The organism is Pseudomonas sp. Larv2_ips (genome assembly GCF_963879675.1).
In the GTDB taxonomy this organism is placed as follows: domain Bacteria; phylum Pseudomonadota; class Gammaproteobacteria; order Pseudomonadales; family Pseudomonadaceae; genus Aquipseudomonas.
In genome coordinates this window covers 372,376-394,742 of sequence record NZ_CAWOAW010000031.1, presented here as the reverse complement: position 1 = coordinate 394,742, position 22,367 = coordinate 372,376, and the positions used below count along the sequence as shown (strand labels likewise).

Sequence of the window (22,367 nt, the reverse complement as noted above, 5' to 3'; positions counted from 1 at the left end):
GCGCAACGGTGAATGAGTTAAAAAACTGCCGAACCAGAGCGTCTACCGTCTGTCAGACCGACTAGGCTCTAGCAACTCCTTCAATCTCGCCCGAGGTCGCACCGATGTCTCAGGAACCGCTTGCACGAGAAGCAGAGGTAGCCGCATTCCGCGATGCTGTCTTGACCAAACTCACCTACGCGGTGGGCAAGGACCCCGACCACGCTTTCGACCACGACTGGTTTGAAGCCATTGCGCTGGCCGCCCGCGACCAGATGGTCGATCACTGGATGGACCACACGCGGCGTATTTACCGCAAAGGCCAGAAGCGGGTTTATTACCTTTCGCTGGAATTTCTTATCGGCCGTTTGCTCTACGACAGCCTGAGCAACCTCGGCGTGCTGGAGATCGCGCGCGAAGCGCTGTCCGAACTCGGTGTGGACCTGGAGCGCATCCGCCTGCTGGAGCCCGACGCGGCGCTTGGCAACGGTGGCCTGGGCCGCCTGGCCGCATGCTTTATGGAAAGCATGTCGACCTTGGGCATTGCCGGCCACGGTTATGGCATTCGTTACGAGCACGGTTTGTTCCGCCAGGCGATCGTCGATGGCTGGCAACAGGAGCAGACCGAGCGCTGGCTGGACTTTGGCAACCCGTGGGAATTCGAACGGGCCGAGGTGATTTACCCCATCGGTTTTGGCGGCAGCGTCGAAACCCTGGCGGACGCTTCCGGCAAGATGATCCAGGTGTGGTCGCCGAATGAAACCGTGCGCGCGGTGGCTTATGACACCCCCGTCGTCGGCTGGCGCGGCGCCAGCGTCAACACCCTGCGCCTGTGGCGTGCACGGGCCGTGGAAGACTTGCACCTGGAGCGTTTCAACGCCGGTGACCACCTGGGCGCCGTCGCCGAAGTCGCCCGCGCCGAAAGCATCTCCCGTGTGCTTTACCCGGCCGACAGCACCGAAGCAGGGCAGGAACTGCGCCTGCGCCAGGAATACTTCTTCGTCTCTGCCTCGCTGCAAGATTTGCTGCGCCGCCACAAAAACATGCACGGCTCGGTATTGAGCCTGGGCGAGCACGCCGCCATCCAGCTCAACGACACTCACCCCTCGATTGCCGTCGCCGAGCTGATGCGCCAACTGGTCGACCTGCATGACATTCCGTGGGAAGCGGCGTGGGACGTGACGGTTGAAACCCTTTCCTACACCAACCACACCCTGCTGCCTGAAGCCCTGGAGACCTGGCCCGTAGGCTTGATGGAACGCATGCTGCCGCGGCACATGCAAATCATCTACTTGATCAACGCCCAGCACATCGACTCGCTGCGGGCCAAAGGCATTCACGACTTCGACGTGCTGCGCGCCGTGTCGCTGATCGAAGAAGACAACGGCCGCCGCGTGCGCATGGGTAACCTGGCGTTCCTCGGCTCGCATAGCGTCAACGGCGTGTCTGGCCTGCATACCCAACTGATGCGCAGCACGGTGTTCTCCGAGCTGCACAAGCTGTACCCGGAGCGCATCAACAACAAAACCAACGGCATCACCTTCCGCCGCTGGCTGTACCAGGCCAACCCCAAGCTCACCGAGATGCTGGTGGAGGCGCTGGGCCCGGATATTCTCGACACCATGGAAACCCGCCTGACGGAGCTGGAAACCTTCGCCGAGAAGCAATCCTTCCGCAAAGCCTTCGCCGACCAGCGCCTGCACAGCAAACGTGCACTGGCCGAGATCATCCACGAGCGCCTGGGTATTTCAGTCAACCCGGCGGCGATGTTCGACGTGCAGGTCAAGCGCATCCACGAGTACAAACGCCAACTGCTCAACCTGCTGCACACCGTGGCGCTGTACCAGGCGATCCGCGCCGAGCCTGGCACCGACTGGGTGCCACGGGTGAAGATCTTCGCCGGCAAGGCAGCAGCGAGTTATCACCAGGCCAAGTTGATCATCAAGTTGACCAACGACATCGCCCGCACCGTGAACAACGATCCGACCGTGCGCGGTTTGCTCAAGGTGGTGTTCCTGCCCAACTACAACGTCAGCCTGGCGGAAAGCATTATTCCGGCGGCGGATTTGTCCGAGCAGATATCCACGGCCGGCTTTGAAGCCTCGGGCACCAGCAACATGAAGTTCGGCCTCAACGGCGCGCTGACCATCGGCACCATGGACGGCGCCAACGTGGAAATGCACGAGCGCGTGGGCGCCGATCACATGTTCATTTTTGGCCTCAGTGCTCAGCAGGTTGAAGCCCGCAAGCACGCAGGCGAATTCAACGCCGGGCCGGAAATTGCTGCCTCCCATCGTCTCAACGACGTGTTGCAAGCGATTCGGGGCGGGGTGTTCTCGCCGGATGATCCCGGCCGCTATGTGGGCCTGATCGACGGGCTGATCGACTACGACCGCTTCCTGGTGTGTGCCGACTTCGACTCCTACTGGGACGCTCAGGCGCGGGTCGAGGCGCATTGGCATGACTCCAAGGCGTGGTGGCGCTCGGCGGTGCTGAACACGGCGCGCATGGGCTGGTTCTCCTCGGACCGCACCATCAGGGAGTACGCGACCGAAATCTGGAAAGCGCTCGACTAATCACCGCAATACTAAATGTGAGAGGGGGCTTGCCCCCGACAGCGGATTGCCAGTTTGCAGATATGTCGACTGGCACACCGCTATCGGGGGCAAGCCCCCTCCCACATTGGCCCCGCGTCGATATACTAGGCCCCGGTTTGCCCGCCTCGGGCTGCTTAGGGATATCGACCATGCAATGGATTTTCATGCTGATTGGCCTGGTGCTCGGCTGGACACTCGATGAGTCGTTCAGTGATGCGGGTATCGGTGCGCTGCTGGGCTTGGGCATTGGCCAGGCCCTTCGCCTGGCGAAGCTGTCGGCGCAGGCGGACCAGCAGGCCCGTCAGTTGGAAACCACGCAGAAGGCGCTGATTGCGCTGGGTGAGCGCCTGCGGCAACTGGAGGTGCCCGCGCCGACGAACAGCGTGATTGTCGAACCCTCCGTGCCTGAACCCCCTCCTGTCGTTGCAAAGCCCGAACTTGTCTGGGAGCTACCCGCCGAACTGGCGCCTGTGGCTGTGGCCGCCCAAGCCAGTCAGCCGCTGCCCGATGACGCCTGGGTCGCAGCGCCAACTCCCAAAGCGCCTGCCGCGCCCCGCGGCCCCAACCTGATCGAGCGCGCCATCAGTGGCGCACGCAATTGGCTGTTTGGCGGTAACACCGTGCTGCGCGTCGGCGTGGTGCTGTTGTTCCTGGGCCTGGCCTTTTTGCTGCGCTATGCCACCGAAGGCGTGGTGGTGCCGATCGAGTTGCGTTACGCCGGGGTTGCCGCTGCCGCCATCGGCCTGTTGGGCTTGGGTTGGTGGTTGCGGCTGCGTAACAGCAATTACGGCCTGATGCTGCAAGGCACCGGCATTGCCGTGTTGTACCTGACGGTGTTCGCCGCGATGCGCTTGCACCCGTTGATCGATCCGGGCGCCGCGCTGGGCCTGCTGGTGGCGGTTACGGTGTTCTCGGCGATCCTGGCGATCACCCAGGATGCCCTCGGCCTGGCTTGCGCGGCGGCGTTGGGTGGTTTTGCCGCGCCGATTCTCACGTCAACCGGCGCCGGCAATCACGTGGCGTTGTTCAGCTACTTCGCATTGCTGAACGCCGGCATCCTCGCCATCGCCTGGTTCAAGGCCTGGCGCTTGCTTAACCTGATCGGTTTTGTCGGCACCTTCGGCATTGGTTTCGCTTGGGGCATGCGTTCCTACACACCGGAACTGCTGTGGAGCACCGAGCCGTTCCTGATCGTGTTTTTTCTGATGTACCTGGCCATCGGCCTGTTGTTTGCCCGGCGCACCTTGCTTGAGATGAGCGACGCACCCGAAGACGACAGTCGCGGTGCGCTGCTGCGCTGGTCGGCGGCCAAGGGTGATTATGTCGATGGCAGCATGCTGTTCGGCCCGCCGTTGGTGGGCTTTGGTTTGCAGTTCGCGCTGGTGCAGCACCTGGAATTTGCCGCCGCATTCAGTGCGCTGGGCCTTGGCATCCTGTACATGGGGCTGGCGCAAGGGCTGCGTGGCGGGCGGGCTTTGTTGCTGGCGGAAACCTGCCTGGCGTTGGGCGTGATCTTTGCCAGCCTGGCGATTCCGCTGGGCCTCGACGCACGCTGGACGGCCGCGGCCTGGGCGGTGGAGGGCGCCGGGATCTTCTGGCTCGGCTTGCGTCAGCAGCGGCCGCTGGCACGGGCATTTGGCCTGTTGTTGCAATTGGGTTCGGCGCTGACCTTCCTCAGCGAACTGCGCGTAGGCGAACTGACCTTGCTTGATGGTGCACCGCTGGGCGCGCTGTTGCTGGGTGCTGCGCTGTTGTTCAGCTTCGCTCAGTTGCGCAGGGCGTCAATCGAGCAGGCGGCGGACTGGGAGCGCAAAGGCCTGCCCGTGCTGGCGAGCCTGGGCCTGAGCTTTTTGTACCTGCTTGCACCGTTGCTGCTGCTGACCCAAGGCACCGCCATCAGTTGGGCAATCGCGGGTCTTGTGACGTTGTTTGTCGGCCTGCGCATCGGCTCGCGCACCTTCCTGTTCACTGCGTTTGGCGTGCAATTGCTCGGTGGTGCGTTGTTCCTCCTGCGCCTGCAGGGCGGCGACGGGACGGCGGTATTCAGTGCGGGCTGGAGCGGTTTGTTGACCGCCTCGCTGATCGGTTTGGCGTTGGTTGGCGGCATGCTGCTGGCCGTGCGCGACGACAAGGTGCGCAGCGACGTCGGCCTGCTGCGCGGTCTGTCAGTGGTGCTGCTCGCCGGTCTGGTACTGATCAACCTCGCGGTACTGTTTGTACTGCCGTGGCAAAGCGCCAGCGGCGTGTGGGCGGCCAGCGGTTTGCTGATCATCTGGCTGAGCCTGTACCTGCAACAGCGTGTGAGCTTCGTGTTTGGGTTACTGCTGCAACTGATCGGCGGCGCCTCGTTCCTGTTGGCGGTGCCGCAGCTGCTCGGGCCGTTGAGCAGCGAAGGCTTGCGCCCCTTGGCGCACAGCGGTTTCTGGACGCCAATGGTGTTGGGCCTGGCTGCCTTGGTCGGCGCCTGGCGCTTGCAGCGTGAGCCGCATGCGCCGGTGTTTGCCGTGTTGAAACTGCAACGCCTGTCTGACCTGCTGCTGGTGTGGGGCGCGGCCTGGTGGACGCTGGCGCTGATCGGTGAAGTGTTGCGGTTTATCGCGCAGGCGCAGCAAGGCGCCTATTTGCTCGGCATCGCGGCGGTGAGCGTGGCGATCTGGGCGCTGCTGGCCGAACGTTTGCGCTGGGCGTCGCTGGGCATGCTATGCGCGTTGCTGATGCCGGCGGCGGGCCTGGTGTTGCTGGCCTCAGCCGATGATTATTACCACCCGGCGGCGCAGTACGGCTGGCTGGCATGGTTGGCAGTGTTTGTGGTGCATTTCATTTCGCTACGGCGTTTGGCGGCGGTGGTGCCGAGCAACGTGCTGAGCATCGCTCACGTACTCGGCTGCTGGATGCTGATCGGCGTGCTGGCGCTCGAGCTGCGTTACGGCCTGTTGCTGCTGTCGAGCGAGTACAACGCCTGGCGCTGGCTGGGTTGGGCGATCCTGCCAAGTCTGTACCTGGTGTTGGCGGCTGCGCCACGCCGCTGGCCATGGCCGGTGTCGGCGTATCCACGTGAATACCGTGTGCTCGCCGCGCTGCCGCTGGCGGTGTTGATGCTCGGCTGGTTCTGGTTGGCCAATATCTTCAGCGATGGCACGGCCAAACCGCTGCCATATGTGCCGCTGCTCAGCCCCCTGGACCTGGGCCTGTTGTTCGCGTTGCTGGGTATTTACCTGTGGTCGCGCAGCGTAGCGCCGCAGCGCGGTCCTCGCGCCGAGCTGGTCGCCCAAGGTGTTGCGGGTGTTTCGTTGTTTGCCTTTTTCACGGCCTTGGTGATGCGCGCTGCCCACCACTGGGCAGGCGTGCCGTTCCATCCGGAGGCGTTGCTGGAGTCGATGCTGGTTCAGGCCGGCCTGTCGATTGTCTGGACCCTCATCGCCCTCGGGCTGATGATCGGCGGCCATCTGCGCCATCGTCGCGAAGTGTGGTTGATCGGTGCGGCGCTGATTGCGGTGGTGGTCGCCAAGCTGTTCTTCGTCGAGCTGAGCAACCGCGGCGGGCTGGCGCGGATCGTGTCGTTTATCGGCGTGGGTGGGTTGCTGTTGGTGGTGGGTTACTTTGCGCCGCTGCCGCCCAAGCGTGCCGAACCTGTGTTGGAAACTGAAGGAGCATCCTCTTGATCGGTAAGTTGAGCGTGATCGCGGTGGGCGTGTGTATGACGTCGTCGGTGTGGGCGCAGGAAACGCCTGCCGACTTCACCACGCAAGTGCCGCTGGCGGTGAGTGGCAACGGCCCTTGGTATCGCCTGGAGTTGCCGCTGTCTGTGCAACTGAGCGCGCGTCAGGCGGATCTCGGCGATGTGCGCGTGTTTAACGCCGCCGGTGAACCTCAGGCCTATGCGCTGTCACGCCAATCTGCGCAACGCACCGAAAGCCGCACTGTGACCGACGTGAAGTGGTTCCCGCTGTACGCCGCCGACACGCGCGAAAGCGTGCCGGATGTGGTGATGAAATCCACGGCCGAAGGCACGTTGCTCGAAGTGCGCCCGTCCAGGGCGGGCAAGCAAGTGCTGCGCGGTTGGGTGCTGGACGCCAGTGCGATCAAGGCGCCGTTGCAGCAACTGAGCCTGGACTGGAGCCGCGAACAGGACGGCTTCCAGCGTTTCAGCATTGAGGCCAGCGACGACTTGCAGCACTGGGCGTCGTGGGGCGATGGCCAGGTGGCACGTCTGTCGTTTGCCGACGAGCGTGTCGAGCAACATGAGGTGAGTTTGCCGGGGCAATCGGCGCGCTACCTGCGCCTGCTGTGGCAGGGCCAGGTCGCGCCGACGCTGACCTCGGCCAAGCTGGTGAGCGCCACCAGCAGTAGCCTGCCGATGCCGTTGGTGTGGTCGCAGCCCTTGTCGGGCGCGCGGCTCAAGGCGGGCGAGTACAGCTGGCCGTTGCCGACGGGGCTGCATGTCGAGCGTTTGCGCATCGAGCTGAAGCAGCCGAACACGCTGGCGCCGGTCACCTTGGCGGGGCGCCGTGATGCCAATCAAGCCTGGCAGCCGCTGAGCACTGGTGTGTTGTACCGCTTGACCCAGAATGGCCAGGATGTGGTGCAGGATGAGTTGCAACTGCCGGGAGTGGCCGTCGGCGAGCTTAAATTGCAGGTGGATGAGCGCGGCGGTGGCCTGGGCGTTGAGGCGCCAGCCCTGCGTTTTGCCGTGCGCGCCACGCAGTTGGTGTTTCTGGCGCGGGGTGAGCCGCCGTTTACCCTGGCGTTGGGCAATGGCGCGGTCAAGGCGGCGAACCTGCCCTTGTCGACTTTGATTCCCGACTACAGCGCCGAGCGCCTCAAGACGCTGGGCCAGGCCAGGGTCACCGGTGACGCTGTGGTTAAAAGCGCCACCGTTGCCGCATCGCCCGAAGTGGGCACCGATTGGAAGAAACTCGGCCTGTGGGCCGTGCTCCTGTTGGGTGTGGCGGCGCTGGGGGCGATGGCCTACAGTTTGTTGCGTGCGCCTGCGGCCAAACCGTGAACTCTATTGGCGTTAAATCCTCTGATTAGAGGAAATAACCCTCGACTCGCGTTAAACTGCGCGGGTTTTTAAGCCCCCCATTCTCCGGAGCCTTACATGTCCCGCGTTACCCTGAGTCGCTATTTGATCGAGCAGACCCGCAGCAACAACACGCCTGCCGATCTGCGCTTCCTTATCGAAGTGGTGGCGCGTGCTTGCAAGGAAATCAGCCACGCCGTGTCCAAAGGCGCACTGGGTGGTGTTCTGGGCAGCATGGGCACTGAAAACGTCCAAGGCGAAGTGCAGAAGAAGCTCGACGTGATTTCCAACGAGATCCTGCTCGAAGCCAACGAATGGGGCGGTCACCTGGCCGGCATGGCGTCCGAAGAAATGGACAATGCCTACCAGATCCCGGGCAAATACCCGAAAGGCGCCTACCTGCTGGTGTTCGACCCACTGGACGGTTCGTCCAACATCGACATCAACGCTCCGGTCGGCACCATCTTCTCGGTACTGCGTTGCCCGAACGAATACCTGAGCCAGAACGAAGCGCTGAACGAAAAGGCCTTCCTGCAGCCAGGCACCGAGCAAGTGGCTGCCGGCTACGCGATCTACGGCCCGCAGACCATGCTGGTGCTGACCCTGGGCGATGGCGTCAAAGGCTTCACCCTGGACCGCGAAATGGGCAGCTTCGTGCTGACCCACGAAGACATCACTATTCCTGCTTCTACCCAGGAATTCGCGATCAACATGTCCAACCAGCGTCACTGGGAAGAGCCGGTGACTCGCTACGTCGGCGAGTTGATGGCAGGTGAGGAAGGCCCGTTGAAGAAGAACTTCAACATGCGCTGGGTCGCCGCGATGGTGGCTGACGTGCACCGTATCCTGACCCGTGGTGGCTTGTTCATGTACCCGCGTGACAGCCGCGAGCCGTCCAAGCCGGGCAAGCTGCGTTTGATGTACGAAGCCAACCCGATGTCCTTCCTGGTCGAGCAAGCGGGCGGCGCGTCCACCGACGGCCACCAGCGCATCCTCGACATCCAGCCCGAAGGCCTGCACCAGCGCGTGGCGGTGTTCCTGGGTTCCAAAGAAGAAGTTGAGCGTGTGACCGGTTACCACAAGAAGTAAGACGCGGCGATCACTTATCCGCGATGTTGTGAGGCTGTTCACTCTTGAAAAAGCCCCGAAACGTTTCAGCGTTTTCGGGGCTTTTTTGTTTTTGCTCATCGGGAACCAGACACCTCTTTTCCCTTCTAAGCTTCTGGCAGATACCCAAGCTGCTTCGTCCCTCCAGGAGTTTTTCCATGTCGTTACGCCGTCTCGCCCTGCTGGCTTTTTGCGTGCTATTGGCCGCTTGCAGCAAGGTCAACCAAGAAAACTACGCGAAGTTGTCGGCTGGCATGGCCAAGGCTGAGGTGGAGTCGCTGCTGGGCAAGCCAACCGATTGTTCTGGCGCACTGGGCATGTCCAGTTGCACCTGGGGCGATAAAAACAGCTTTATCAGCGTTCAATATGCCGGTGACAAAGTTTTGATGTTTTCCGGGCAAGGCCTGAAGTAAACCGGGGCGCGAGCCTGCGGGAGAAGAAGAATGATGCGTTTTGTTTTGTGCCTTTGTGCCAGCCTGTTTTTGGCAGGCTGCGCCAGCCATTCTGGCGATGATCTGCAACCCAAGACAGCAAGCAACGTCAACCTCAAGCGTTACCAGGGCACCTGGTATGAGTTGGCCCGATTGCCCATGTACTTCCAGCGCAACTGCGCGCAGTCCGAAGCCCGCTACACGTTGCTGCCCGATGGCGACATGTCGGTGTTCAACCGCTGCCTGACACCTGAATGGAAGTGGGAAGAAGCCAAGGGCACGGCCACGCCGCAAGTGCCGGGCAAGACCGACAAGCTTTGGGTGGAATTCAATAACTGGTTCACGGCGCTGCTGCCGGGCGTCGCCAAGGGCGATTACTGGGTGCTGTATGTCAGCGACGACTACAAGACCGCCATCGTCGGCAGCCCAAGCCGGCGTTACATGTGGATATTGTCACGTACGCCGACGGTGAACGCCGACACCCGCGAAGACCTGCTGAGCAGGGCGCGCCAGCAAGGGTATGACACCACGCGATTGATCTGGCGTACGTCGGACAGGCAAATGGCGAAGACCTCCCAGTAACCTGAAGTCACCCTCAATCTAATGTGGGAGCTGGCTTGCCTGCGATGCAGACACCTCGGTGTATCAGTTACACCAAGGTGATGCTATCGCAGGCAAGCCAGCTCCCACATTTGTTTTGTGTCGGCGGTTAGCCCAACAAATCTCTCAGCACGTGCGTGAATGCCCGGTTGCTTTCTTCTTCACCGGCATGGCGGCCATCGCGCACCACCCACTTGCCGTTGACCAGCACATCACGCACTTGCCGGTCACCGCCGGCGAACAGCCAGCGGTTGAGAATGCCGTCTTCGCTGGCCGTGGCCAGGTACGGGTCATCACCGTCCAGCACAATCCAATCCGCGCGTTTCCCCACTTCCAGTCGACCAATCGGCTGGCCCAGCGCCTGGGCACCGCCGTCCAGCGCGGCATCAAACAGCGTGCGGCCGACCATCGGTTGGTCACTGCGGTATAAGCGGTTGCGCCGCTGATCGCGCAGGCGCTGGCCGTATTCCAGCCATCGTAATTCTTCCACCACACTCAACGACACATGGCTGTCGGAACCAATGCCCATGCGCCCGCCTTGAGCGAGGAAATCGACGGCGGGGAAAATCCCGTCGCCCAGGTTGGCTTCGGTGGTCAGGCACAGACCGGCAATCGCGCGGCTCTTGGCCATGCGCGCCACTTCATCAGCATCAGCATGAGTGGCGTGCACCAGGCACCAACGCTCATCGACGTCGACATTGTCATACAGCCATTGCAACGGGCGTTTGCCGCTCCAGGCCAGGCAGTCATCGACCTCTTTTTGCTGCTCGGCGATGTGGATATGCACCGGGCACGTCTTGTCGCTGGCAGCCAGGACGTCATTGATTTGTTGCGGCGTGACAGCGCGCAAGGAGTGAAAGCACAGGCCCAACTGCTGCGCCGGTTGCGCGGCGAGGATCGGCTTGAGGCGCGCTTGCAGGTCCAGGTAATTTTCGGTGCTGTTGATAAATCGGCGCTGGCCTTCGTTCGGCGCTTGGCCACCAAACCCGGAATGGGTGTAAAGCACCGGCACCAGCGTCAGGCCGAGCCCGCTGCTGGCGGCTGCCTGGCTGATCTGCCGCGACAGCTCCGTGCGATCTGCATAGGGCTGGCCGCTGACGTCGTGATGCACGTAGTGAAATTCGGCCACCGAGGTGTAACCGGCCTTGAGCATCTCGACATACAGCTGGCGCGCGATGATCTGGAGTTGCTCCGGGTTGATCTTGCCGACCATGCGGTACATCAGATCGCGCCAGGTCCAGAAGCTGTCATTCGGGTTGCCGGCCACTTCGGCCAGGCCCGCCATGGCGCGCTGGAACGCATGCGAATGCAGGTTCGGCATGCCCGCCAACACCGGGCCTCTGAGCCGTTCGGCGCCGTCTGCCGTGGCGTTGGGCTCAACGTGGGTCAGTACGCCATCGGCGCTGACATCAAAGCGTACATCGTTGGCCCATCCATTAGGCAGCAGCGCGCGTTCGGCAAAGAAAGCGGACATGATCAAGGCACCCCGGTCGTGTGTTTATTTGTATATACATATACAGACGTTTGCCTGCTCGGTAAACTCCGGCAATCTATGCATCTTTTCCCCCTGCAAGGATTCCCTGTGCCGACTCCGCCTGCCAAGTCTTCGCTGGCTGCCCACATGGACGAAAGTCCGGCGCCCTTGTATGCCCGCGTCAAACAGATGATCAGCCAGCAGATCCTCAACGGCAACTGGCCGCCGCATTACCGCGTGCCGTCCGAGAGCGAGCTGGTCAGCCAGCTGGGTTTCAGCCGCATGACCATCAACCGCGCCCTGCGCGAACTCACCGCCGAAGGGTTGCTGGTGCGCATGCAAGGCGTCGGCACGTTCGTCGCCGAGCCCAAGAGCCAGTCGGCGCTGTTTGAAGTGCACAACATTGCCGATGAGATCGCCTCCCGCGGTCACCGGCATACCTGCCAGGTCATCCATTTGTGCGAAGAGGCCGCAGGCTCCGAGCGCGCCGTCGCCCTGGAAATGCGCGAAGGCGGGCGGGTGTTCCACTCGCTGATCGTGCACTTCGAAAACGACATTCCGGTGCAAATCGAAGACCGTTTCGTCAATGCCCTCGTCGCGCCGGATTACCTGCAGCAGGATTTCACCCAGCAAACGCCGTACGCCTACCTCAACCAGGTTGCACCGCTGACCGAAGGCGAGCACGTGGTTGAAGCGATCCTCGCCGATGCCGAGGAGTGCAAGCTGCTGCAGATCGAGCCGAGCGAGCCGTGCCTGCTGATTCGCCGGCGTACGTGGTCCGGGCGCCAGCCGGTGACCGCCGCGCGTTTGATCCACCCCGGTTCCCGTCATAGCCTGGAAGGACGTTTCAGTAAATGAGTGCAGTGAAAGTCTGGCGCGCCACCGATTACATCCGCATGCCGTGGAAAAACGGCGGCGGCAGCACCGAAGAAATCACCCGTGACGCAGGCACCGGCCTGGATGGCTTTGGCTGGCGCCTGTCGATTGCCGATATCGCCGAGTCGGGTGGGTTTTCCACCTTCGCCGGCTATCAGCGCGTGATCACTGTGATCAAGGGTGCAGGCATGGTCCTGACCGTGGATGGCGAAGAGCAGCGTGGTTTGTTGCCGCTGCAGCCCTTTGCGTTCAGCGGTGAAAGCGAGGTTTCGTGCCGCTTGATCACCGGACCGATCCGCGATTTCAACCTGATTTATTCGCCGCAGCGTTATCAGGCGCGCTTTCAGTGGATTGATGGCGTGCAGCGGTTTTTCACGACGGCGCAGACGGTGCTGGTGTTCAGCGTGGCGGATGAAGTGAAGGTGCTGGACCAGAAGCTGGGGCATCACGATTGTCTGCAGGTGGACGGTAACACCGGCCTGTTGGACCTCTCGGTCAGTGGCCGCTGCTGCGTCATCGAACTGACCGCACGCGGTTAAAAAATGTGGGAGGGGGCTTGCTCCCGATTAGGGTGTATCAGTACCAGATGGGCTGGCTGATACACCGCAATCGGGGGCAAGCCTCCTCCCACATTTGCTTCTGTGGCGCTTACAGCATGTGTTTCCAGGTCCCGCACCAATTTGTTACCGAATGCCCCAGCGTGGCGCAATGCCGCGTTGTTATGAACAATCTCCCTCGCTGAAAAACGCCTCTGTAAGAAATTTCACCAAACCTCCAAGCCTTAATTTTCAAGGCTTACACACACCTTCCAAAAAAATCTCAACAGCTCACGCGCAAAGTTGGCCGCTCGATTGCATATGCTTGTATGTACAAGTAAAGATGTGTGCGTAAGACTCTCCTTCGCACCATCAATGTTCGCGCATCGATCGCCGAGGAGTCTGTTGTGACCAAGCCTACAAAGTACCGTGACGTCGAAATCCGTGCCGCTCGCGGTAACAAGCTCACCGCCAAAAGCTGGCTGACTGAAGCGCCGCTGCGCATGCTGATGAACAACCTCGACCCGCAAGTGGCCGAGAACCCGAAAGAATTGGTGGTGTACGGCGGTATCGGCCGTGCAGCGCGTAACTGGGAGTGCTACGACCAGATCGTCGAAAGCCTCACCAACCTGAATGACGACGAGACCCTGCTGGTGCAATCCGGCAAGCCGGTCGGCGTGTTCAAGACCCACAGCAACGCCCCGCGCGTGCTGATCGCCAACTCCAACCTGGTGCCGCACTGGGCCAGCTGGGAACACTTCAACGAGCTGGATGCCAAGGGCCTGGCCATGTACGGCCAGATGACCGCCGGCAGCTGGATCTACATCGGCAGCCAGGGCATCGTCCAGGGCACCTACGAAACCTTCGTCGAAGCCGGTCGTCAGCATTACAACAGCGACCTGACCGGCCGCTGGGTTCTCACCGCCGGCCTCGGCGGCATGGGCGGCGCGCAGCCATTGGCGGCAACCCTGGCTGGCGCCTGCTCGCTGAACATCGAGTGCCAGCAGGTCAGCATCGACTTCCGCCTGAGCAGCCGCTATGTCGACGAGCAAGCCACCGACCTCGACGACGCCCTGGCGCGCATCGCCAAATACACCAAGGAAGGCAAGGCCATCTCCATCGCCCTGCTGGGTAACGCGGCGGAAATCCTGCCGGAACTGGTCAAGCGCGGCGTGCGCCCGGACATGGTCACCGACCAGACCAGCGCCCACGACCCGCTCAACGGCTACCTGCCGGCCGGCTGGACCTGGGACGAATACCGCGCCCGCGCCAAGACCGAACCGGCTGCTGTAATCAAGGCCGCCAAGCAGTCGATGGCCGTGCACGTCAGAGCCATGCTCGAGTTCCAGAAGCAAGGCATCCCGACCTTCGACTACGGCAACAACATTCGCCAGATGGCCCAGGAAGAGGGCGTGGAAGATGCCTTCGCCTTCCCGGGTTTCGTACCGGCCTACATCCGGCCACTGTTCTGCCGTGGCATCGGCCCGTTCCGTTGGGCTGCACTGTCCGGCGACCCGCAAGACATCTACAAGACCGACGCCAAAGTCAAAGAGCTGATCCCCGACGACGCCCACCTGCACAACTGGCTGGACATGGCGCGCGAGCGCATCAGCTTCCAGGGCCTGCCGGCACGCATCTGCTGGGTTGGCCTGGGCCAGCGCGCCAAGCTGGGCCTGGCGTTCAACGAAATGGTGCGCAGCGGCGAGCTGTCGGCGCCGGTGGTGATCGGCCGTGACCACCTCGACTCCGGCTCGGTAGCCAGCCCGAACCGCGAAACCGAAGCCATGCAGGACGGCTCCGACGCCGTGTCCGACTGGCCACTGCTCAACGCCTTGCTCAACACCGCCAGCGGCGCAACCTGGGTCTCGCTGCACCACGGCGGCGGCGTGGGCATGGGCTTCTCGCAGCATTCGGGCATGGTGATCGTCTGCGACGGCACCGACGAAGCGGCTGAGCGCATTGCTCGCGTACTGCACAACGACCCGGCCACCGGGGTGATGCGTCACGCCGATGCCGGTTACCAGATCGCCATCGACTGCGCCAAAGAGCAGGGCCTCAATCTGCCGATGATCAAGTAAAGACTGGCTCGGTCCTGTGGGAGCCGGGCTTGCCCGCGATGCAGACGACTCGGTTTTTCAGTAAAACCGAGGTGATGCCATCGCAGGCAAGCCAGCTCCCACAGAAGAGCAATCCGCATACAGAACAATCCATCAGAGGTTGAACACACATGGCTGCAAATGACGCACGTGCAAGCACCACCCCGTTGATCGAAAGGCGTTCGATCGACTACATCCCGGAAGCGGAAAGACACGGTCGTCTATTGAGTCAGTTCACCCTGTGGCTGGGTGCCAACCTGCAAATCACTGCGATTGTCACCGGGGCCTTGGCCGTGGTGCTGGGCGGCGATGTGTTCTGGTCGTTGATCGGTCTGTTGATCGGCCAACTGCTGGGCGGCGGCGTGATGGCGCTGCATGCGGCGCAAGGCCCGCAACTGGGCTTGCCGCAGATGATTTCCAGCCGCGTGCAGTTTGGCGTGTATGGCGCGGTGATCCCGCTGGTGCTGGTGTGCCTGATGTACATCGGTTTTTCGGCCAGCGGCTCGCTGCTGGCGGGGCAGGCGGTGGCGCAGCTGCTGCACGTGGAAGACTGGGTCGGCATTGTGCTGTTCGCCGGGCTGATCATGGTGTTCACCGTCTTCGGTTACCGCGTGATCCACGGTATTGGTCGCGTCGCCAGCGTGCTTGGCGTGGTTGCCTTCATCTACCTGTTCTACAAATTGCTCGCCGGTAACGATGTCGGTGCGCTGCTGGGCAACAAGCATTTTTCGCTGAGCAGTTTCCTGCTGGCGATTTCGTTGTCGGCGTCCTGGCAGATTGCGTTCGGCCCATATGTGGCGGACTACTCCCGCTACTTGCCACGCAGCACGCAGGCCTCGAAAACCTTCTGGGCGGTTGGCCTGGGCTCGGTGATCGGGGCGCAGGCGTCGATGGTGTTCGGTGTGTTCGCGGCGGCCCTGGCCGGTGCGCAATTCGCCCACCACGAAGTGTCGTTTATCGTCGGCCTGGGCGGCACCGGCATTGTCGCGGCGCTGCTGTATTTCAGCATCGCCTTCGGCAAGGTCACGGTGACCACCCTCAATGCCTACGGCAGCTTTATGTCCATCGCGACGATCATCAGCGGCTTTCGTGGCAGCCGGCACATTTCGAGTGCGGTGCGCCTGCTGTACATCTTCCTGATGGTGTCGATTGCCGCCGCGCTGGCGCTGCTGGGCAAGGACTCGTTCCTCAAGGATTTCTCCGCGTTCATCCTGTTTCTGCTGGCGTTTTTCACGCCGTGGAGCGCGATCAACCTGGTGGATTTCTACTGCATCACCAAAGAGCGTTACGACATCCCGGCACTCTCCAACCCCAATGGTCGCTACGGCCGCTGGAACTGGATGGGCATCGGCATCTACGTGCTGGGCGTGCTGATTCAGATGCCGTTCATCTCCACGCATTTCTACACCGGCCCATTGGTTGCCAGCCTTGGCGACACCGATATCTCCTGGATCATCGGCCTGGTGGTGCCCGCCGCGCTGTATTACTGGGCCGCGAAAAAGTGGCACAGCGCAATTCCTGAACGACTGATCCTGCCGGTAGAGCAGGGCGCTATACCAACGACAAACGGGCTGGCTGCACAGGCCTGATGGGACGTGGACAGGGCAGGATGCCTACTGACTGCCGTAATCCATTTCAAGATTGGGAGCGTCACAACAATGAAGATGAATAAGACCCTGCTGGCCACGTTGTTCTCTGCAAGCGTGCTGGCGAGTGCCGGCGCCCAGGCGGCTGGTTGGTGTGAATCCGGCAAACCGGTGAAGTTTGCGGGCCTGAATTGGGAAAGCGGCATGTTGCTCACCGACATCCTGCAAACCGTGCTGGAAAAAGGCTACGACTGCAAAACCGACAGCCTGCCGGGTAACTCCATCACCATGGAAAACGCCCTGAGCAGCAACGACATCCAAGTGTTTGCCGAAGAATGGGTCGGCCGCAGCGAAGTCTGGAACAAGGCCGAGAAGGCCGGCAAAGTCGTTGGCGTCGGCGCGCCGGTCGTCGGCGCGGTGGAAGGTTGGTACGTGCCGCGCTACGTGATTGAAGGCGACGCCAAGCGCAAGTTGGAACCCAAGGCGCCGGACCTGAAAACCATCGCCGACCTGGCCAAATACGCCTCGGTGTTCAAGGACCAGGAAGAACCGTCCAAAGGCCGTTTCTACAACTGCCCGGCCGGCTGGACCTGTGAGCTGGACAACAGCGAAATGCTCAAAAGCTACGGCCTGGAAAGCACCTATACCAACTTCCGCCCAGGCACCGGCCCGGCGCTGGATGCGGCGGTGCTGTCGAGCTACAAGCGTGGCGAGCCGATCCTGTTCTACTACTGGTCGCCGACGCCGCTGATGGGCCAGGTCGACCTGGTCAAACTGGAAGAAAAGCCCGGTGTGGATAAAAGCGTGAGCATCAAGGTCGGCTTGTCCAAGACCTTTCACGAGCAAGCGCCAGAGCTGGTGGCCGTGCTGGAGAAGGTCAACCTGCCTATCGACTTGTTGAACCAGAACCTGGGCCGCATGGCCAAAGAGCGAATTGAGTCGCCAAAACTGGCGAAAATTTTCCTCAAGGAACATCCTGAAGTCTGGCACGCATGGGTGAGCGACGACGCAGCCAAGAAAATCGACGCGGCCTTGTAGGTCAACCGTGTCCGACCACCCTGAGGGGCTGGTCGGACACCCGGCCACAACCCACTGGATCGAGAGCACGATATGTTTCCTGAGAGTTTTACGTTTTCCATCGCCGACTGGGTCAACGGTTGGGTGGACTCACTGGTCACCAACTACGGCGATGTGTTCCGGCACATCTCCGACACCCTGCTGTGGGCCATCGTCAACCTGGAAGGGTTGCTGCGCGCGGCGCCCTGGTGGCTGATGCTGGCCATCGTCGGCGGCATCGCCTGGCATGCCACCCGCAAGGTGCTGACCACCGCAGTGATCGTCGGCTTGCTGTTCCTGGTGGGCGCGGTTGGCCTGTGGGACAAGCTGATGCAAACCCTGGCGCTGATGATGGTCGCCACGGTGATTTCGGTGCTGATCGGCATTCCGCTGGGCATCTTGTCGGCGCGCAGCAATCGCCTGCGCTCGGTGCTGATGCCGTTGCTGGACATCATGCAAACCATGCCGAGCTTCGTGTACCTGATTCCGGTGCTGATGCTGTTCGGCCTGGGCAAGGTGCCGGCGATTTTCGCCACGGTGATCTACGCCGCGCCGCCGCTGATTCGCCTCACCGACCTGGGCATTCGCCAAGTCGACGGCGAAGTCATGGAAGCCATCAACGCCTTTGGCGCCAACCGCTGGCAGCAGCTGTTCGGCGTGCAACTGCCGCTGGCGCTGCCAAGCATCATGGCCGGTATCAACCAGACCACCATGATGGCGTTGTCGATGGTGGTCATCGCCTCGATGATCGGCGCGCGTGGCTTGGGTGAAGACGTGCTCGTCGGCATCCAGACCCTCAATGTTGGTCGTGGCCTCGAAGCCGGGCTGGCGATTGTGATTCTCGCAGTGGTCATCGACCGCATTACCCAGGCCTATGGTCGTCCACGGCATGAGGCGAGCAAATGACTACTGTCAGCAAAATTGAAGTTAAAAACGTCTTCAAGATTTTCGGCAACCGTTCCAAGGACGCCCTGGCCATGGTTGGCCAAGGCAAGACCAAGGACCAGGTACTGGCCGAGACCGGTTGCGTGGTCGGCGTCAACGACTTGTCCCTGAGCATCGGCACCGGCGAGATCTTCGTGATCATGGGCCTGTCGGGCTCCGGCAAATCCACGCTGGTGCGCCACTTCAACCGCCTGATCGACCCTACCAGCGGCGCGATCCTGGTGGACGGCGAAGACATCCTGCAACTGGACATGGAAGCCCTGCGCCAATTCCGTCGGCACAAGATCAGCATGGTGTTCCAGAGCTTCGGCCTGCTGCCCCACAAGAGCGTGCTCGACAACGTCGCCTACGGCCTGAAAGTGCGTGGCGAAACCAAGCAGGTGTGCGCCGAACGCGCGCTGCACTGGATCGAAACCGTGGGCCTCAAAGGCTACGAAAACAAATACCCGCACCAGCTGTCCGGCGGCATGCGCCAGCGTGTGGGCCTGGCCCGCGCCTTGGCCGCCGACACCGACATCATCCTGATGGACGAAGCCTTCAGCGCCCTCGATCCGTTGATCCGCGCCGAGATGCAGGACCAGTTGCTGGAGCTGCAAAAAACCCTGCACAAAACCATCGTGTTCATCACTCACGACCTCGACGAAGCCGTGCGCATCGGCAACCGCATCGCGATCCTCAAGGACGGCAAGCTGATCCAGGTCGGCACGCCGCGCGAGATTCTGCATTCGCCGGCGGATGAGTATGTGGACCGGTTTGTTCAGCGCCGCGCTGCGGTGGTTTGAGCCGGATTGTGTGGTGAGGCTGCGGGCCCTATCGGGGGCAAGTCCCCTCCCACATGTTGAACTGTGAACACCTTCAAGGTGGGAGGGGGCTTGCCCCCGAAGAGGCCGGTAAGGCTGCACAAGAATTGAAGAAGGTATGAAGATGTCCCAGGCAGCAAAAATCATCATCGCCGACGCTCCCCTGCGCTGGCAGGACGTGGTCGCCGTCGCCCGCTTTGGTGCGCAGCTCGAACTCTCGGGCCACGCCTGGGCGCGCATCGACAATGCCCAGGCCATCGTGCAGCGCATCGTCACCAGCGGCGAGCGCGCCTATGGCGTGAACACCGGCCTGGGCGCGCTGTGCAATGTGTCGCTCAAGGGCGAGCAACTCAGCCAGCTGTCGCGCAATACCTTGCTGAGCCACGCCTGCGGCGTCGGCCCGGTACTGAGTGACGAGCAAACCCGCGCGATTATTTGCGCGGCGATCATCAACTACAGCCACGGCAAATCCGGCTTGCACCCACAGGTGGTGCATTCGCTGCTGGCGCTGCTCAACCACGGCATCACGCCGCAGGTGCCGTCCCAGGGTTCGGTGGGTTACTTGACTCACATGGCCCACGTCGGCGTGGCATTGCTCGGTGTCGGCACGGTGAGCTATCGCGGTCAGATCGTGACAGCGCAAGAAGCATTACAGGCAGAAGGTTTGCAGCCGGTGGTACTCGGCGCCAAAGACGGCCTGTGCCTGGTCAATGGCACGCCGTGCATGACCGGCCTGAGCTGCCTGGCCCTGGCCGACGCACATCATTTGCTGCAATGGGCCGACGTGATCGGCGCCATGAGTTTCGAAGCCCAGCGCGGCCAGATCGACGCGTTCGACGAAGCCATCATCGCCCTCAAACCGCACCCGGGCATGCAGCAAGTCGGCATCAACCTGCGCGCCTTGCTCGACGGCAGTGAAGTGATCGCCAGCAGCCAAGGCATTCGCACCCAGGACGCCTTGAGCATCCGCTCGATCCCGCACATTCACGGCGCAGCGCGCGACCAGGTCGAACACGCCACCCGCCAGATCGAGACCGAACTCAACAGCGCCACTGACAACCCGCTGGTGCTCGGCACGCCGGACACCTACCGCGTGGTGTCCCAGGCCAACCCGCACGGGCAGTCCGTGGCCTTGGCGGCCGACATGCTCGCCATCGCCATGGCGGAAATCGGCTCGGTGGCCGAGCGCCGCCTGGACCGCCTGATCAACCCGCACGTCAGCGGCTTGCCGGCGTTCCTGGTCAGCAACCCTGGGGTCAACTCCGGGATGATGATTGTGCAATACGTCGCCGCCTCGCTGTGCGGGCAGAACCGCCAGCTGGCGCAACCGGCGGTGCTCGACAATTTCGTCACCTCCGGCCTGCAGGAAGATCACCTGAGCATGGGCACCAACGCCGCGCTCAAGCTGCACCAGTTACTGGCCAACGTTACCCAGATTCTCGCCATCGAATACCTGCTGGCGGCCCAGGCCTTCGAGTTTCTCAAGGACCAGCGTTTCGGCGCGGGCACCGACAGCGCCTGGCGCCTGCTACGTGAAAAAGTCCCACCGTACGAGCAAGACCGCTGGCTGGCGCCGGACATCGCCAGCGCTGCCGCGTTGCTGAAGGACACCGCTTTGCTGCACCACGTATTACCCCATTTGCACTGATTACTTATTCACAAATATTCAGAAGAACAATTCAAAGGAGCATGAATGTGACTGCGCTAAATCTGATTCCAGGCCAACTGAGCCTTGCCCAACTGCGGACCATCTACCAGCAGCCGGTAACCCTCAGTCTGGATGACAGCGCCACGGCGCAGATCGAAGCCAGTGTTGCCTGCGTGGAGCAGATTCTCGCCGAGAATCGCACCGCCTATGGCATCAACACCGGTTTCGGCCTGCTGGCCTCGACCCGCATCGCAAGCGAAGACCTGGAAAACCTCCAGCGTTCGCTGGTGCTGTCCCACGCCGCCGGCGTTGGTGAGCCGATCAGCGACGCGCTGGTGCGGCTGGTCATGGTGCTCAAGGTCAACAGCCTGAGCCGTGGGTTCTCCGGGATTCGCCGCCAGGTGATCGACGCACTGATCGCACTGATCAACGCCGAGGTGTACCCGCACATCCCACTCAAAGGTTCGGTCGGCGCTTCGGGCGATCTGGCGCCGTTGGCGCACATGTCGCTGGTGCTGCTGGGCGAAGGCAAGGCGCGCTACAAAGGCGAATGGCTGGAAGCCACCGAGGCACTGAAAGTCGCCGGCCTGACGCCGTTGACCCTTGCCGCCAAAGAAGGCCTGGCCCTGCTCAACGGCACCCAGGTGTCCACCGCCTATGCGCTGCGCGGCCTGTTCGAGGGTGAAGACTTGTTCGCCGCTGCACTGGCATGCGGCGGCCTGACCGTGGAAGCCGTGCTCGGCTCGCGCTCGCCGTTCGACGCGCGTATTCACGCCGCGCGTGGCCAGCGTGGGCAGATCGATTCGGCTGCGGCCTATCGCGACCTGCTCGGCGAAAGCAGCCAGGTCTCCCAGTCGCACCAGAACTGCGACAAGGTGCAAGACCCGTACTCCCTGCGCTGCCAGCCACAAGTCATGGGCGCCTGCCTGACCCAGTTCCGCCAGGCCGCCGACGTGCTGGTGGTGGAAGCCAACGCCGTGTCGGATAACCCGCTGGTGTTTGCCGCCGAAGGCGACGTGATTTCCGGTGGCAACTTCCACGCCGAACCGGTGGCCATGGCGGCTGACAACATGGCGTTGGCCATCGCCGAAATCGGCTCCCTGAGCGAGCGCCGTATCTCGTTGATGATGGACAAACACATGTCGCAATTGCCGCCGTTTTTGGTGGGCAATGGCGGGGTTAACTCCGGCTTCATGATCGCCCAGGTGACTGCTGCTGCCCTCGCCAGCGAAAACAAGGCGCTGTCCCATCCGCACAGCGTGGATAGCCTGCCGACCTCGGCGAACCAGGAAGACCACGTGTCCATGGCCCCGGCTGCGGGCAAACGCCTGTGGGAAATGGCTGAGAACACCCGTGGCATCCTCGCAGTGGAATGGCTGGCCGCGTGCCAGGGCCTGGACCTGCGCGACGGCCTGAAAACCTCGCCGAAGCTGGAGCAAGCCCGTGGCATCCTGCGCGCCAAGGTCGGCTTCTACGACAAGGACCGCTTCTTCGCCCCGGACATCAATGCCGCCAGCGAACTGCTCGCCAGCCGCTGCCTGAACGAGCTGGTGTCGGCCAAGTTGCTGCCGAGCCTGTAAGCTCGCTGCTGTCCAATGTGGGAGTTGTCGAGC

The 22,367-nt window shown here is 62.2% G+C and carries 16 protein-coding genes; 15 read left to right on the top strand and 1 reads right to left on the bottom strand.

The window, feature by feature from the left end; translation table 11 throughout:
- The first annotated feature begins 104 nt into the window (after nt 1-104).
- The 6 genes from AACV02_RS27335 to AACV02_RS27310 all read left to right on the top strand — a co-directional run bounded on the left by AACV02_RS27335 (nt 105) and on the right by AACV02_RS27310 (nt 9,719).
- Nucleotides 105-2,555: a glycogen/starch/alpha-glucan phosphorylase gene (locus tag AACV02_RS27335; RefSeq protein WP_106577485.1), complete on the top strand. Its 2,451-nt coding sequence runs from the start codon at nt 105-107 to the stop codon at nt 2,553-2,555.
- A gap of 170 nt (nt 2,556-2,725) precedes the next feature.
- Nucleotides 2,726-6,238: a DUF2339 domain-containing protein gene (locus AACV02_RS27330; RefSeq protein ID WP_119738106.1), complete on the top strand. Its 3,513-nt coding sequence runs from the start codon at nt 2,726-2,728 to the stop codon at nt 6,236-6,238.
- Nucleotides 6,238-7,581, top strand: coding sequence for a DUF3999 domain-containing protein (locus AACV02_RS27325; protein ID WP_119738398.1), 1,344 nt, complete (start codon nt 6,238-6,240; stop codon nt 7,579-7,581). Before AACV02_RS27330 ends, AACV02_RS27325 begins: the two co-directional genes overlap by 1 nt.
- Nucleotides 7,582-7,677: 96 nt before the next feature.
- Nucleotides 7,678-8,688, top strand: coding sequence for a class 1 fructose-bisphosphatase (locus tag AACV02_RS27320; RefSeq protein ID WP_053253909.1), 1,011 nt, complete (start codon nt 7,678-7,680; stop codon nt 8,686-8,688).
- A 176-nt stretch (nt 8,689-8,864) separates the two neighbouring features.
- Nucleotides 8,865-9,119, top strand: a complete 255-nt coding sequence (locus AACV02_RS27315) for a hypothetical protein (protein WP_017849914.1) — start codon at nt 8,865-8,867, stop codon at nt 9,117-9,119.
- A 30-nt stretch (nt 9,120-9,149) separates the two neighbouring features.
- A complete protein-coding gene (locus AACV02_RS27310) occupies nt 9,150-9,719 on the top strand; it encodes a lipocalin family protein (protein WP_106577487.1) in 570 nt (189 codons plus the stop codon).
- 127 nt (nt 9,720-9,846) lie between these two features.
- On the opposite strand, the gene AACV02_RS27305 is transcribed toward AACV02_RS27310, so the two are convergent.
- Nucleotides 9,847-11,211, bottom strand: a complete 1,365-nt coding sequence (locus AACV02_RS27305) for a formimidoylglutamate deiminase (RefSeq protein WP_119738104.1) — start codon at nt 11,209-11,211, stop codon at nt 9,847-9,849.
- Between the two features lie 147 nt (nt 11,212-11,358).
- On the opposite strand from AACV02_RS27305, the gene hutC reads away from it, so the two are divergent.
- The 9 genes from hutC to hutH all read left to right on the top strand — a co-directional run bounded on the left by hutC (nt 11,359) and on the right by hutH (nt 22,334).
- Nucleotides 11,359-12,069 (top strand): histidine utilization repressor, encoded by a 711-nt coding sequence (gene hutC / locus AACV02_RS27300; RefSeq protein ID WP_232000148.1) that lies wholly within the window; start codon nt 11,359-11,361, stop codon nt 12,067-12,069.
- Nucleotides 12,066-12,626: a HutD/Ves family protein gene (locus AACV02_RS27295; RefSeq protein WP_106577489.1), complete on the top strand. Its 561-nt coding sequence runs from the start codon at nt 12,066-12,068 to the stop codon at nt 12,624-12,626. The genes hutC and AACV02_RS27295 overlap by 4 nt, the downstream gene beginning before the upstream one ends.
- A 404-nt stretch (nt 12,627-13,030) precedes the next feature.
- The gene (gene hutU / locus AACV02_RS27290) at nt 13,031-14,701 is read left to right on the top strand and encodes a urocanate hydratase (RefSeq protein ID WP_119738101.1); all 1,671 of its coding nucleotides are present in this window, start codon (nt 13,031-13,033) and stop codon (nt 14,699-14,701) included.
- A 149-nt stretch (nt 14,702-14,850) separates the two neighbouring features.
- Nucleotides 14,851-16,308 carry a purine-cytosine permease family protein gene (locus AACV02_RS27285; protein ID WP_119738099.1) on the top strand — a complete coding sequence of 486 codons (1,458 nt, stop codon included), beginning with the start codon at nt 14,851-14,853 and terminating at the stop codon, nt 16,306-16,308.
- A 69-nt stretch (nt 16,309-16,377) separates the two neighbouring features.
- Nucleotides 16,378-17,343, top strand: coding sequence for an ABC transporter substrate-binding protein (locus AACV02_RS27280; protein ID WP_106577491.1), 966 nt, complete (start codon nt 16,378-16,380; stop codon nt 17,341-17,343).
- A 72-nt stretch (nt 17,344-17,415) separates the two neighbouring features.
- Entirely contained in the window at nt 17,416-18,267 is an 852-nt protein-coding gene (locus tag AACV02_RS27275; RefSeq protein ID WP_058411854.1) for an ABC transporter permease, read from the top strand.
- Nucleotides 18,264-19,088 (top strand): quaternary amine ABC transporter ATP-binding protein, encoded by an 825-nt coding sequence (locus AACV02_RS27270; protein ID WP_106577492.1) that lies wholly within the window; start codon nt 18,264-18,266, stop codon nt 19,086-19,088. Before AACV02_RS27275 ends, AACV02_RS27270 begins: the two co-directional genes overlap by 4 nt.
- Nucleotides 19,089-19,230: 142 nt before the next feature.
- Nucleotides 19,231-20,754 carry an HAL/PAL/TAL family ammonia-lyase gene (locus AACV02_RS27265; protein ID WP_119738396.1) on the top strand — a complete coding sequence of 508 codons (1,524 nt, stop codon included), beginning with the start codon at nt 19,231-19,233 and terminating at the stop codon, nt 20,752-20,754.
- Nucleotides 20,755-20,795: 41 nt separating this feature from the next.
- Nucleotides 20,796-22,334 (top strand): histidine ammonia-lyase, encoded by a 1,539-nt coding sequence (gene hutH / locus AACV02_RS27260; protein WP_119738097.1) that lies wholly within the window; start codon nt 20,796-20,798, stop codon nt 22,332-22,334.
- Nucleotides 22,335-22,367 lie beyond the last annotated feature (33 nt).